Here is a 13,349-nt window from a genome sequence, read left to right as displayed (position 1 = left end):
CAGACCATCAGCAGATCGTCGGGAGACGGACTCACGTTCTGGTCCACGTTGCCTTGCGCCAGTGCGCCGTCCAGGGGCACCGCGCCGGGCAGCTCAGGTGCCGTGGTTCCGTCGTCGACCGACAGCAGCAGGGCCGCACTGTCGGGCGACAACGCATCGGCGAACTTGGCGCCGAGCGACTTGTGATAGATAACGGCACGGGGCCGGACGTAGTCGAGCAGTTCGCGAACTTCGCGCGCCGTGTAGTTGTAGTTGACGTTCACCGGAGCGGTCCGTGCCTTCAGGCAACCGACGACCATGTCGACGTACAGGTCGTTGTGCATGACCAGCGCGACGCGATCCTGCCCGCATTCCCAATTCTGCAGGGCCGCACGTTCGCGATGAGCACCGAAGCCGTTGGCTGCGAGATAGTTTGCCAGCCGCCGGGTGCGGTCCGCGGCCTCGGCGAACGTCCTGCGGCGCTCACCACAGACGGTGATCGCCCGGTCCGGAACGACCTCGGCGATCACGTCCAGGACCGCGCCTATGGTCCACTCGCTCATGGCTTCGCGGCGCCTCGAGCGTTCACGCCGCCGAGCCGACTTTGACGTCAAGCAGGTCCAGTGCGTTGTCGCGCATCACCTTTCGGATGTCTTCGGCGCTGAAGCCGGCGAGCTCCTCGGTAAACGACACGGGATTCTCCAATCCTTCGCCGTGCGGCCAGTCCGATCCGAACAGGATCTTCTCGACGCCGATCACCGAGGCCAACTCGGGCAGGTCGTCTTCGTAGTAGGGCGCAATCCAGACATTGTTACGGAGCTGCTCCACCGGATCCTCGGGGAATAGCCGCGGGTGACTGTTTGCCGCCTTCTTCAGCCGCTTGATCAGCCGGTGCACGAAGTAGGAGCCGTTTTCGATGCTGACCGCCTTCAGTTGCGGGTGACGGGTGAACACACCGTGCGCGATCATCGAGGCCATTGTGTCGTGGATAGCCCGGTCGTCGGTGAGTATCTGCTCCAACGGCTCCGACCCGCCGAACCCCTCGAACGTCGACCTGCCGCCCCACATTCCGGCGATTTGGAGATAGCCGCTGTCGCTGAGGTGAAAGCCCACCGGTACACCGGCTTCCGCCAACGCGGCCCACACCGGGTCGTGCAGGGGATCGCCCAACGACCGCGGCTTGAGCGCACCGGGCACCGGCGCGGGTCGAACCAGTATCAGCTTGGCGCCGCGGGCCAGGACGAACTCCACCTCTTCGACAGCCCTGCCGGGGTCGGCCAGCGAGATGATCGGCGCGGCGATGATCCGGTGGTCGGGTCGGTCGAAGCCCCAATCCTCATCCAGCCACAAGTTGAAAGCGTGAACCGACGCCATCGTCGCGTCGACGTCATGCTTGAGTGCCTCCTCCACGCCGCACGCGAATGTCGGCAACATGAACACTGTTTCGATGCCCTGGGTATCCATCACTGTGATACGTGCATCACGGTTCTGGTACTCGGGGTGCTGCGCGAGCCGCTCGACCTTCATCAGCGAAGCGGGGTCGACGCCTTCGGGAATCTGGCCGCGGAACAACAGATCCAGGCACCCGGGCTCGATGATCGGGTCGAATGTCGGGTTAGGGACGAAGCGGTTGACACGGTCCCCGATGATCGCCTGGGTGTGCTTGCCGTCACTGAACATCTGAACGCCGCGCCTGCGGAACTTCTTGTCCAGATGCCGGGTAAAAGCGTCCACCGGCTCGTAGTAATGGTTGTCGACGTCGATGGCCTTATAGCCCAAGGTCCCCATGGTCATCCTTTCCGGTGCCGGAAGATTCGTCGGTTTCGATTGCCGAGGCGCTCAGCCCGGGAAAACTCGGGGGGCGCTTTTCGAGGAAGCTGGTGATCCCTTCGATGACGTCGGGAAGCTGCAGCGACCGCTGCAGCAGGACCTCGGACCGTGAGCTGGAGTCGGCCACCACACGCATCGCATCACCGTAGGCCTGGCGCTTGATGACGGCCATCGATGCGGGCGAACAGTTTTGGGCGATGTCCTCGGCGTAGGCCATCGCCCGCGTCATCAGTTGTTCGGGCGGCACGACCTCCTTGACCAGTCCGAGTTGCGCCGCCTCGTCGGCGAGAAATGTCCGTCCGCTCAACAGCAGGTCGAGCGCGACGCCCCAGCCCGTCAGCCGTGGCAATATCCACGAGACGCCGTATTCCGCGATCAGCCCGCGGCGGGCAAAGGACGCCGCGAACTTCGCGCCGGCAGCGGCGAATCGGACGTCGCACATCAGCGCCTGAGTGAGCCCGATGCCGACGCAGGACCCGTTAATGGCGGCGATGACCGGTTTGCACAGGGTCGTCAGATGCTGGGGCTGCCGATCCCCGACCAAGCTCGCCAGCTTGCTCTCATCGGTCTTCTCGATCGCCTGCGAGACATTGCCCATCGAACCCAGCTGAGCGCCGGCGCAAAACGCCTTACCCCGACCAGTCAGCACGATCACCCGCACGGCCGGGTCTTCCTCGGCGCGGTCCAATCCCGCGTAGAAGGCGGTGGCGATGTCGCCGCCCCAGGTGTTGAGTCGGTCAGGCCGGTTAAGCGTCATGACGGCGACACCGGTCGCAGTGACGTCGTAGATCACTGCCTCGTCCTGGCCGGGATCGGCGACGAGGTCGTCAGCGGTGCTCATCGACCGTCCTCCCCTGAGCTCAGGCGGCAATTCCCGTGCAGCTTGTACGCATACTGTATACCTATCGGTACTGCATTCTGCAAGCGTCCGGACAGGCCTCTCCTCGGCATCCGAACGGCGTTAGGTGAAGTCCGAGCCACCATCGACGTTGACGTTCGCTCCTGTCATGTACGAATTGCACCGCGACGCCAAAAATGCCACCACCGAACCCATTTCGTGCGGCAGTCCCGCCCTGGGCAGATGAGCAGGATGCCCGAAGTGTTCGGCGATGGCGTCCATCAGCCGTTAAGGATCGTTGCCGTCGACGCCCACCGATGTCGCCTAGCCGACCAGCGACTCGGAGGCGATGCTGCCCGGCGACACCACGTTGACCAGAATCTCGTCTTTCGCCAGCAGCAGCGAAAGGTTCTTGGAGACGCTCGGCAACGCCGCCTTGGCCGCGGTGTCCGCCGGCAGAATGACACTTTGGCGTTGCGTCGAGTGCGCCGAGAAGTTGACGATCCGCGCCCACTCCGCCTTCCGGAGTAGCGGGAGGGCCGAACGCACGCACCGCACCATGCCCATCACGCCTTAGTCGAACGCCCGGCTCGACTGCTCGTCGCTCAGATCTTCGATGCCGCCCACCACGCCGGGGCCGACCGCGTTGATAGGCACATTGAGTTCGCCGTTCCACCGCGCACCGAGATCCGAAAACACTGCATTGACGCGATCGGCAACCCGGATGTCGGCCACTATTCCAACGGCGTCAGGGCTTCCGCGATCGGTCAGATCTGCCGTCGCGGCATCGAGGTCGTCCCGAGAACGAGCAACGATCGCGATGCCAGCGCCGTCGTCTGCCAGGCAGCGCGCGGACGCCAACCCCATCCCCCGGCCGCCGCCGACGACGACAGCCGTCGCATTTGTCAGACCGAGATCCATGGCAAATATCCGGTTACCCTTCGCTTGCCGCCAGGCGTATCACAAACCCTACGATAGGTATTACAGTAACAGGCGGGGATGGCAACACGGTTGCGTTACCGCAGATCAACCGGCAACTGCCGGTAGATTCGAGGCCACCGGACCGCGAAGCCGGAACGGCCGGTGCAGTGTTGAACGGGATGGAGGTGGCCGCAGTGGCTAAGCAAGCAACCGCCGAAAAGCGTCAGCGGCGCGAACGTGGGTCCATCAATCCCGACGACATCATCAGCGGTGCATTCGAACTCGCAGAGCAGGTCTCGATCGACAACCTCAGTATGCCGCTTCTCGGCAAGCACCTCGGCGTCGGCGTCACGAGCATCTACTGGTACTTCCGCAAGAAGGACGATTTGCTCAACGCGATGACCGACCGCGCGTTGCGCAAATACGTCTTCGCCACCCCGTACGTCGAGGCCACCGACTGGCGCGAGACGCTGCGCAACCACGCCCGCTCGATGCGTAAAACCTTCATGGGCAACCCAATACTGTGTGATCTGATTCTGATCAGGTCAGCGCTGAGTCCTAGAGCGGCAAAACTCGGCGTCCAGGAGATCGAGAAAGCTATCGGCGGTCTGGTCGAGGCGGGGCTGTCACCGGAAGAGGCTTTTGACACCTACTCCGCGGTCTCAGTTCACGTCCGGGGGTCGGTTGTGCTGCACCGGCTCCAGGAGAAGAACCAAGCGACGGAAAACGGCGGCCGCACAATCGAAGACGCGATGGTCATCGACCCCGAGGTCACCCCGCTGCTGGCCCAGATGACCACGAAGGGCCACCACATCGGTGCGCCGGACGACAACAACTTCGAATACGGCTTGGATTGCATCCTCGACCACGCCAGCCGGCTGATCGATCAGGACCCGAAGTCGCCCGGCCGCAAGTCGACGCCATCACGGCAACGCAAATCACCCTCCGCCGGGCGGGCTAAGGGTTCGCGGCAGTAAAACCTTTACGGTGCTGAACTTCTGGGCGGCTCCGGCACGTTGAAGTGCTCGTCTCGAAGCCGGAACGCCTCCTTGGTACCGTGCTGTGCGCGCGTTTTGACGAAATTGAACTCCCCCGGTGCGAACTGCAGGTTCGTGCCGTATGCATGGAAGAGGTAACTCGCGACTTCTTCTCCCTGATACGCCTGGCTCTGTTCGACCAGCCGGAAAGCCTCTTTAGCAATGACAACGCCGTCGGCCGGCATTTTGGCAGCCTTCTCCGCCCAATACCGTGCCCGCGCCGCAACGTGCCCGGGATCGCAAGTCTCGGTGAAGATTCCAAGATGCTCTACCGCCTCGGCGTCGATGATGTCGCCGGTCAACAGCAGACGCCGGGCCAGTACCGGGCCCAACCGGTGGAAGAACATGTGCAGGCTGCCCAGTGCCGGACCCAGGAACCGGGTGGCCGGCATACCGATCTTGGTGTTGCGAGCGATCACGGAAATATCTGTCATCAGGGCGATTTCGAAGCCTCCCCCGAGGGCGTAGCCACTGATCTCGCCAACCGTGACCTTCGGGAAGCCCATCAGGTTGTGGTAGAAGCTGAACGACTTGCGGTCCACCGTGAGCCGGCGGCGCTGGCTGGGACGGCTCTTAGCGGATCGCGTTTCGCTATCCCCCGACTGTTCTGAGCTTCGCTCTCCGTACCAGCCGTAGGCGTTGTTCATGTCCGCCCCCGTGCTGAAAACGCCGTCTGCTCCGCGCAGCAGCACAACAGTCAGATCGTCGTCGTCCGCGACGCGGTCCAAGCACCGGGCAACGGCCTCGCGCATGCTCGCGTCGTAGGAGTTCCGCTGCTTGGGGTTGTTCAACGTTATTGTGGCAATCCGCTTTTCGGAATCGACTTCGAAGAGAACGCGGTCGTCGCTGCTGTCGGAGGCGGTCATTTGCGCGACCCCTTTCTGCCGTGTGGCCGGCCGTTGTACGTCGAGCGCGGATCCAGGCGCGCCTCGAGATCCGACATCAGCTTGGCCTCGATCGTTTGGCCGGTGCCGAAGGCCAGCGTGTTTCGGCGCGCTGCGGCCAGGTGGTCTTGCGCCAGCCGTACTGCGCGGGCGGCATTGCCGTCGGTGATGGCGTCGAGCAGGCGCTGGTGATCGCGCAGTGCCGCACGCCTGGTCTTGTCCACCATCGGCGCGGGTTCGCCGTGGCCGTTCCATACCGCGGACTCGTGTGCCGACCAAATCAATTCCAACGATCCGATCAGCAGGATCATCGGCTCGTTGCCGCACCGGGAGACCAGCGTTTCGTGAAACCGCCGGGCATTCGGCACGTACTGCGACACGTCGTCGAATTGTGCTGTCTGGATTTCAATTTCATCCTGAAGGTACGGCACCACTTCGGTCATCCGGTCCTCTCGCGCGGCGCACATCCCCGCGCAGATCGGTTCGAGATGCACCAGCGCTTCGCTGACGTCCACCGGCGTGGCGGCCCTCGTTTGTAAAACCATGCTGAGCATGTGCGCGGTACGTTCAGCGGTCGGGTGATGGACGACCGCTCCGCCGACATTGCCACGACGCACCGAAATCAGCCCATCGGTCTCCAAGATGTGGATCGCCTCGCGCAACGCGGGTGGGCTCACGCCGAATTCAGCGAACAAGCTCTCCTGCGACGGGAGAACGTCGCCTTCCTTCAAACGACCGGACAAGATGTCGTCGCGCAACTGAGAGGCGACGAGTTCGGCGATCCGAGGTTGGCGAAAGCGTTGCATTGCCATTTCAGGTCCGCCCGGCTCGGCGCTTGCCGAACCTGTGCCCGGTCAGCTTGTCCGGAGGCAGCGCCAGCGTTGTGACTTCGCCGACGCATAGCACCTCATCGTCGCGCAGGACGCGGGCCGTCGACGTGATGCCCCGCTCCTCCTGTGACCGTGCAATGTCGAAGCGCAACGCGGTCAGGACCGGCGTCGGGCGCCGGAAGGTGACCTGCAGTGACCGGGTCTTGCCGGAGAGTCCCGCGACGCAGTTCTGATGTTGCATGACACAGTCGAAGAACACCGCGAGAAACCCGCCGTGGACCAATCCGGGCGGACCCTCGTAAACCACCGGGAAACTGACTCGCCCCGAGGCTGTTTCGCCGTCGAGGTGATCGAAGTGGTATTCCGGAAAGCACGGGTTGAAGGCGCCGATGTCTGTCGCGTGATCGAGGTAGACCCGCCGGGTGCCATCGTGGTCGTCCCCGATCCGCGGTGTGCTGTCCGGTGGAACCGCCGCGTCCAGCTCCGCTTCCCAATCCCCGATCTGGGCGATGATCGCGTCGACGGTGGGGTGCGCGTGTTCGAGCGACAGCAGCAATGAGCTGAGCCGACGGATTGCGCCGGCCGCCGCGACGGTCTGGCCCAGCGGCGCCTCACCGAATCTGGCCGAGTCGGAGTCGGGGCGCGCAGGGGTATCCGATGGCTGGTGTTCGCCCATGCGACCCCTTCCCGGCGCCCCTGTTCCGTATCGCGGCTTTCCTTGCTAAGTTATACAGCGAAGCAATTGTATTGCCTACTGTAGAGGTATCCGTATCGACAAGGGAAGGGCGGATTCGGCGGTGAGTCAGGACGCGAGTTCGACGGCGACTGACGGCTCGCTCACCGCGAGCCGCGACGACGCCATCCTGCGGCTCACACTCGATCGGCCTTCTCGGCGTAACTCGTTGAACCGTAAGATGATCGATGAGTTTGTCGGGAGGCTGACCGAGGCCACCACCGATGACTCATTGCGGGCCATCCACATTTGCGGCGCGGGCGAAGACTTCTGCTCTGGCGCCGACTGGGTTGCCACCAACAGCGGCAGCGGCCAGCGGCCCCGCGCGGGCGACATCCTTCGGCGCATACCCCACGCCGCGCACCGGGTGATCGAACTGATCCACGAGATCCAGTTGCCGGTCGTCTGCACTGTCCGCGGATTCGCCGTCGGTCTCGGCTGCAATCTGGCACTAGCCGCCGACTTCACTGTGGCGGCCGACGACGCAGTGTTTTGGGAGCCTTTCGCGACGCGGGGATTCAGTCCTGACTCGGGCGCAACGTGGCTCCTTCCTCGATTGATCGGGCTGACCCGTGCCAAGCAAATGCTGTTGCTCGGCGACAAAGTCAGCGCGAGTGATGCCGCGGACTGGGGGTTGATCCACGAGGCTGTGTCTCCAGCTGATCTGGACCGTGTCAGCGAAGACTTGCTGGCCCGGTTGGCTGCTGGGCCGACGGTGGCGCTGGGACTGGCGAAGCAGGCCATCAACTACGGCCAGCACGCAACGTTGAGCCAGTCGATGACACAGGAATTGTTCGGTCTCGAACTTTCTTGCAGAACCGGCGATTTCAAAGAGGGCCTCGCGGCATTCCGCGAGCGACGGTCACCGAAGTTCAACGGACGATGACCATCGGCATCGATATCCATCCCCACCAGGCAACGAGGAACGTTGATGTCAACTAGCTCGGCACCGTCCTACGACACCATCAAGTACGAGGTGGACGGGCATAAGGCAACCATCACCCTGAACCGGCCGGACGCTCTGAATGCGCTGAGCCCCCATATGGTCACCGAGCTGCGTCACGCATACAACGAAGCCGAAAACGACGGGAACGTTTGGATTCTCATCGTCACCGGCACTGGCCGGGCATTCTGTACCGGCGCGGACGTCAAGGCTATTCCCGGCGACGGCAAGGTGATCAACGAGCGCCCGTATCTGTCCACCTATGAACAGTGGGAAGCGCCGCAAGAAGGTACACCGCCGTTTCGCACGATGGCCAAACCGGTGCTCGCTGCGATCAACGGATTGTGTTGCGGCGCCGGGCTCGACTGGGTCACCACCGGCGATATCGTGATCGCCTCCGACAAGGCGACGTTCTTCGACCCGCACGTCAGCATCGGTCTGGTTGCCGCGCGCGAGTTGGTCCGGGTGGCCCGCGTGCTCCCCCGCTCAACAGCGCTGCGGATGGCTCTGGTCGGCAAGCATGAACGGATGGGTGCGCAGCGGGCATACGAGCTCGGGATGATCAGCGAGATCGTCGAACACGATCGGCTGCTGGAACGCGCTCATGAGATCGCCGATATCGTCAACTTGAATGCGCCGCTTGCCGTTCGGGGCACTCGACTGGCTATCCTCAAGGGCCTGGACTTGCCGCTACACGAAGCCGAAATGCTGGCCGAGTCTTTCCGTGAACGCAATCTGCACACCGAGGATTCGTTGGAGGGGCCCCGGGCGTTCGTCGAGAAAAGGCCACCGGAGTGGCAGTGCCGATGAGCTTCGAGACCATCGAACTCGACGTCGATACTGGCGACCGGGTCGCCACCATCACGCTGAACCGGCCCGACCAGCTCAATGCGTTCAACCGAACCATGTGCGAGGAAATGGCCACGGCGTGGCGGATCGTCAAAGCGGACGACTCCGTCAACGCCGTGGTGTTGCGGGCCGCCGGTAACCGAGCGTTCAGCGCGGGCCTCGACATCAAGACGTCCTATGGTCAACCGGAAAACATCTGGAACCACGAAGATCCCGGTGAGGCGCTGAGCCCCAAGTGGCAGAAGATGTGGAAGCCGGTGGTGTGCGCGGTGCAGGGTATGTGCACAGCCGGCGCGTTCTATTTCGTCAACGAGTCCGATGTGGTCATCTGCTCGACCGACGCCACATTCTTCGACTCGCACGTGTCGGCCGGATTGGTGTGCGCATTGGAGCCGGTCGGGCTGATGCGCCGCATCGGACTGGGTGAGACGTTGCGAATCGCCCTGATGGGCAACGACGAACGGGTCAGCGCCGACACGGCTCTGCGCATCGGTCTGGTATCTGAAGTGGTCTCCCCGGACGACCTTTGGATACGCGCACACGAGATCGCCGCGACTATTGCGGCCAACCCGCCGTCGGCGACCCAGGGCACCGTCAAGGCAATCTGGGAATCGTTGGACAAGCCCTACCGGGCCGCACTGGACCAGGGGCTGATCTACACCCGGCTGGGGAATCCCATTGGCACAGCCGAGCTCGCGAAGCGCGGCAACCATCGCGCATCGGACCCGAAAATTCGATGACGTCGCACCGGCTGAGTCGGCGCATTGACGACGTCCTGCGTCTACAACCCGACGCACCCGCCCTGGAATATGACCGCCAATGGCTGTCCTGGGGACAGCTCCGCGACCTCGCCGAGCAGATCAGTTCACTCACCGGCACCGGCCGACCACAAGTCGGAATTCTGTTACGCAATCGCCCCGCGCACGTTGCCGCGTTGCTCGGCGTGCTGCGCCGCGGCGGCACCGTCGTGGCGATCAACCCGGGCCGCGGCGATGAACGCATCCAAGCAGACCTCGATCAGCTTGCGCTCCCAGTGATCATCGGCGAACCAGACGATCTGGCGATCGCGGGCGAGCGGCCGGCAACGACGATGGTGTCGATCTCGGCTATCGGCGGCAGGCCGAAAGTAGTGGCAGCTAGCCAGATCCACACCTACGACGCGAAGCCCGACGTTGCGGTGCGGATGTTGACCAGCGGGACAACCGGACCGCCCAAACGGGTAGACCTCACTTATGACATGCTCGCGCACAGCGTGATGGGCCCGGACGCCGGGCAGCCGACGGCCCCAACCGAGTTGCGTCGGGGTGTGGCGATCGTGAACTCGCCGCTGGTGCATATCGGCGGGGTCTTCCGAGTCTTGCAATGTGTTGCCGAGCCGCGCCCCTTTGTGTTGCTCGAACGATTCGAGCTCAATCGGTGGGCGGAAGCGGTGCGCGCGCATCGACCTCGCACGGTGTCGCTGGTGCCGACCGCGCTACGGATGGTGCTGCATTCCGACGTGCCTCGTGAGGATTTGGCGAGTATCCGCGCCGTGACGTCTGGGACCGCGCCGCTATCGCCAGAGGACGCCGACGCGTTCACGGAGAAATACGGGATCCCGGTGCTGACTTCCTATGCCGCAACAGAATTCGGCGGCGGAGTCGCCGGCTGGACGTTGACCGACCACCAGAAGTACTGGCAGGCCAAACGCGGCAGCGTGGGGCGCGCCAACACCGGCGCTCAACTGCGGGTGGTCAGCGACGACGGCAAACCACTGGGCCCCAATCAGATCGGCCTGCTGGAAGTGAAACCCGCGCAGCTCGGGCTTTCCGCGGACTGGATGCGCACCACCGACATGGCACGCATCGACGCCGATGGGTTTCTGTGGATCACCGGTCGCGCCGACCAGGCCATCATTCGCGGCGGCTTCAAAATCATGCCCGACGACGTGCGCAGCGCCCTGGAAACCCACCCCGCTGTGGCGGGCGCCGCCGTCGTGGCACACAGCGATGAACGCCTCGGGGAAACCCCCGTGGCCATGGTTGAACTTCGAGCGCCCGGATCGGCGAACGCGGCCGAACTCATCGACTTCCTGCAATCCCGACTGGCCCGTTACGAAATTCCCACCAACATCGCCATCGTCGCCGATCTCCCGAGGACGCCCTCCGGCAAGCCCGATTTGGGCGCGGTCCGGCGCCACTTTCGCGACGCGCTGTCCGCGGCGCAGGCTGATCATGTCGAGTGAATCGATAACCGTCGGAGACGTACTACGCGCACAGGCCCGCAGCAGGGGCGATCACCTCCTGCTGATCTGCGATTCCGAACACATCAGCTATGCCGATGCCGACCGGCTTTCGGCGCGACTTGCTCGTGGGCTCATCGGTCTGGGTGCAGGTAAGGGCAGTCACGTCGGATTGCTCTACCCGAACGGCGTCGCATTCGTCGTCGGAATGCTGGCTGCGGCTCGGATCGGCGCCGTGGTCGTGCCGTTCTCCACGTTCGCCCCCGCGCGCGAGCTACGAGAGCAGCTCATCCACAGCGACACCGAAATCCTGCTTGCCGCCCCGTCTTTCCGCTCACACGACTACGTGCAGCAGCTGACCGAGGTATTACCGGGCTCGCATCTCGACTGCGACGACCGGCTCCTCCATGTCGCCGCACCGCAATTGCGACACGTGATCTTTGACCTCGCTCGCCTTCATCGGCTGGCCGAGACGGTCGATGAGCGGCTTCTGACCGCGATGCAAGACGATGTCGACAGCTCGGACCCACTTACGATCGTCTACACCTCGGGCACGACCACCGCCCCTAAGGGGGTGGTGCATACCCACGCCGCGCAACTGAACCACCAGCGAAACCTCAATGCGATCCGAGGGTTGACTCCCGCCGACCGGCTGTTCTGCAACTCGCCGTTCTTCTGGATCGGAGGACTCGGGTTTGCATTGCTTGCCACGTTGCTCGCCGGATCGACGCTGATATGCTCCAACGCCGAAGATGCCGGCCAGACGCTGGATCTGCTTGAGGCCGAAAAGCCGACTATCACAAACGGATTCGCCGCCGGAGTCGCACACCTGGCGCGGCACCCGACTTTCGCCAGACGCGACCTTTCGTCGATGCGACGCGGGAACCTGTACCCGATCATGGCTCCCGAGGTACGACCGGCCGATCCTGAACTGCGGCACAACATGCTCGGTCTTACCGAGGCGGGCAGCGTGGCGCTGATCGACGCTGACGAGACCGACCAGCCCGAGCAGCGACGCGGGTCGTTCGGCAAGCCGGCACCGGGCGTGGAAACCAAGATCGTCGATCCCGAGTCCGCCATGCCGGTCCAGGATGGGGCGCTCGGCGAGCTCTATATCCGGGGACCGTGTCTGATGCAGGGGTATTACAAGCGTAGCCGGGAAGAATGTTTCGACGCAGACGGCTGGTTCCGCACCGGTGATCTGGCCGCCACCGATAACGACGGGTTCGTCTACTACATCGGCCGCCGCGGTTCGATGATCAAAACGGCCGGCGCCAACGTCTCCCCGGCCGAAGTCGAGCAGGCAATCGCCAAGGTCACCGGCGGCGTGGCCCATGTCTTCGGAATCCCGGATCCTGACCGCGGTCAGGTGGTCGCCGCGGTCGTCACCCTGGACAACAGCGGCGCCTTCGACGAAGCCGGCCTTCGTCGCCAACTCGCCGCAGAACTGTCGGCGTACAAAATTCCCCGCCGATTCGTCGCGATCCCCGCCGCCGATGTTCCACTGTTGGCCAGCGGGAAAGCTGATGTGCAGCAATTGAAAAGGTTGTTCGATGGCTGACACCGTCGACGAGCTAGTCCGCTTTCACTCGGCGCATGACGAGGCCAAGCCGATGGTGATCGACCTTGACCGTCGGCTCAGCTACCGCGAACTCGAGCTCACCACACACGATTTGGCCGCGGCGTTCATCGACGCCGGTATTGTCAAAGGCACCCGGGTGGGACTGATCATGCCCAACGGCGTCCGCTGGGTGCAGATCGCGATTGCCCTCACCCGCATCGGTGCGTTGCTAGTCCCATTGAGCACGCTGTTGGCCGCCCCGGAATTAATCGCACAACTGCGGACCGCTTCCGTGCAGGTCCTGATCAGCGTCGAGGAATTCCGCGGTCACCACTACCTCAACGACCTTCGGTCGACTCTCGGCGTGCCCGATCTGTCCGCAACGCTGCAACACCCCGACCTTCCTGCGCTTCGCCAGGTTTGGGCCGCCGATCGGTTGCCGGATGTATCCGCCGCTGAATCGAACCGCTCTATCGTCGACGCGCTCGCGGCCACGGTGACACCGAGTGACCCGATGGTCATCATGTTCACCTCCGGTAGCAGCGGCGCGCCCAAGGGCGTGGTCCACTCACACGGCGGCGCGCTGGGCGCCGTTCGATCCGGATTGGCAAGCCGTTGCATCGCTTCCGAAACCAGGCTGTATCTACCGATGCCGTTCTTCTGGGTGGGCGGCTTCGGTAGCGGTGTACTTTCCGCCCTGGTGGCCGGGGCAACGCTGATCAC

Annotated in this window: 13 protein-coding genes and 1 pseudogene; 7 read left to right on the top strand and 7 right to left on the bottom strand. The window is 63.7% G+C overall.

The window, feature by feature from the left end; translation table 11 throughout:
- From VN856_RS03035 to VN856_RS03020, 4 genes and pseudogenes are all read right to left on the bottom strand, one after another.
- On the bottom strand, positions 1-542 hold a 542-nt coding region (locus VN856_RS03035; protein ID WP_325686015.1), incomplete at its 3' end, for an AMP-binding protein.
- Positions 543-564: 22 nt separating this feature from the next.
- On the bottom strand, positions 565-1,767 hold the full coding sequence (locus VN856_RS03030; protein WP_325686013.1) for an amidohydrolase family protein: 1,203 nt from the start codon (positions 1,765-1,767) through the stop codon (positions 565-567).
- Entirely contained in the window at positions 1,748-2,650 is a 903-nt protein-coding gene (locus tag VN856_RS03025) for an enoyl-CoA hydratase (RefSeq protein WP_325686011.1), read from the bottom strand. Before VN856_RS03025 ends, VN856_RS03030 begins: the two co-directional genes overlap by 20 nt.
- 120 nt (positions 2,651-2,770) lie before the next feature.
- Positions 2,771-3,568 (bottom strand): annotated as a pseudogene (locus VN856_RS03020) (SDR family NAD(P)-dependent oxidoreductase).
- 194 nt (positions 3,569-3,762) lie between these two features.
- Between VN856_RS03020 and VN856_RS03015 the strand changes: the two are divergent.
- Positions 3,763-4,545 carry a TetR/AcrR family transcriptional regulator gene (locus VN856_RS03015; protein WP_325686009.1) on the top strand — a complete coding sequence of 261 codons (783 nt, stop codon included), beginning with the start codon at positions 3,763-3,765 and terminating at the stop codon, positions 4,543-4,545.
- Between the two features lie 5 nt (positions 4,546-4,550).
- Here VN856_RS03015 and VN856_RS03010 read toward each other — a convergent pair whose 3' ends face one another.
- The 3 genes from VN856_RS03010 to VN856_RS03000 are packed head-to-tail and all read right to left on the bottom strand — an operon-like array spanning position 4,551 to position 6,995.
- The gene (locus VN856_RS03010; RefSeq protein ID WP_325686007.1) at positions 4,551-5,471 is read right to left on the bottom strand and encodes an enoyl-CoA hydratase/isomerase family protein; all 921 of its coding nucleotides are present in this window, start codon (positions 5,469-5,471) and stop codon (positions 4,551-4,553) included.
- The gene (locus VN856_RS03005) at positions 5,468-6,301 is read right to left on the bottom strand and encodes a FadR/GntR family transcriptional regulator (protein ID WP_325686005.1); all 834 of its coding nucleotides are present in this window, start codon (positions 6,299-6,301) and stop codon (positions 5,468-5,470) included. The genes VN856_RS03010 and VN856_RS03005 overlap by 4 nt, the downstream gene beginning before the upstream one ends.
- Position 6,302: 1 nt before the next feature.
- Positions 6,303-6,995: a hypothetical protein gene (locus tag VN856_RS03000; protein ID WP_325686004.1), complete on the bottom strand. Its 693-nt coding sequence runs from the start codon at positions 6,993-6,995 to the stop codon at positions 6,303-6,305.
- A gap of 121 nt (positions 6,996-7,116) precedes the next feature.
- Between VN856_RS03000 and VN856_RS02995 the strand changes: the two genes are divergently transcribed.
- From VN856_RS02995 to VN856_RS02970, 6 genes are all read left to right on the top strand, one after another.
- Positions 7,117-7,938 carry an enoyl-CoA hydratase/isomerase family protein gene (locus VN856_RS02995; protein WP_325686003.1) on the top strand — a complete coding sequence of 274 codons (822 nt, stop codon included), beginning with the start codon at positions 7,117-7,119 and terminating at the stop codon, positions 7,936-7,938.
- A 45-nt stretch (positions 7,939-7,983) separates the two neighbouring features.
- Entirely contained in the window at positions 7,984-8,805 is an 822-nt protein-coding gene (locus VN856_RS02990; protein WP_325686001.1) for an enoyl-CoA hydratase/isomerase family protein, read from the top strand.
- A complete protein-coding gene (locus tag VN856_RS02985) occupies positions 8,802-9,584 on the top strand; it encodes an enoyl-CoA hydratase/isomerase family protein (RefSeq protein ID WP_414686856.1) in 783 nt (260 codons plus the stop codon). The genes VN856_RS02990 and VN856_RS02985 overlap by 4 nt, the downstream gene beginning before the upstream one ends.
- Positions 9,581-11,068, top strand: coding sequence for a class I adenylate-forming enzyme family protein (locus tag VN856_RS02980; protein WP_325685996.1), 1,488 nt, complete (start codon positions 9,581-9,583; stop codon positions 11,066-11,068). Before VN856_RS02985 ends, VN856_RS02980 begins: the two co-directional genes overlap by 4 nt.
- A complete protein-coding gene (locus tag VN856_RS02975; RefSeq protein WP_325685994.1) occupies positions 11,058-12,626 on the top strand; it encodes a class I adenylate-forming enzyme family protein in 1,569 nt (522 codons plus the stop codon). Before VN856_RS02980 ends, VN856_RS02975 begins: the two co-directional genes overlap by 11 nt.
- Positions 12,619-13,349, top strand: a 731-nt coding sequence (locus VN856_RS02970) for an AMP-binding protein (RefSeq protein ID WP_325685992.1), incomplete at its 3' end; no start/stop codon positions are given. The genes VN856_RS02975 and VN856_RS02970, both read left to right, overlap by 8 nt.

Origin of the sequence: Mycobacterium sp., assembly GCF_035603715.1 — a bacterium.
In the GTDB taxonomy this organism is placed as follows: Bacteria; Actinomycetota; Actinomycetes; order Mycobacteriales; family Mycobacteriaceae; genus Mycobacterium.
This window is presented reverse-complemented; position numbering and strand designations above follow the sequence as displayed.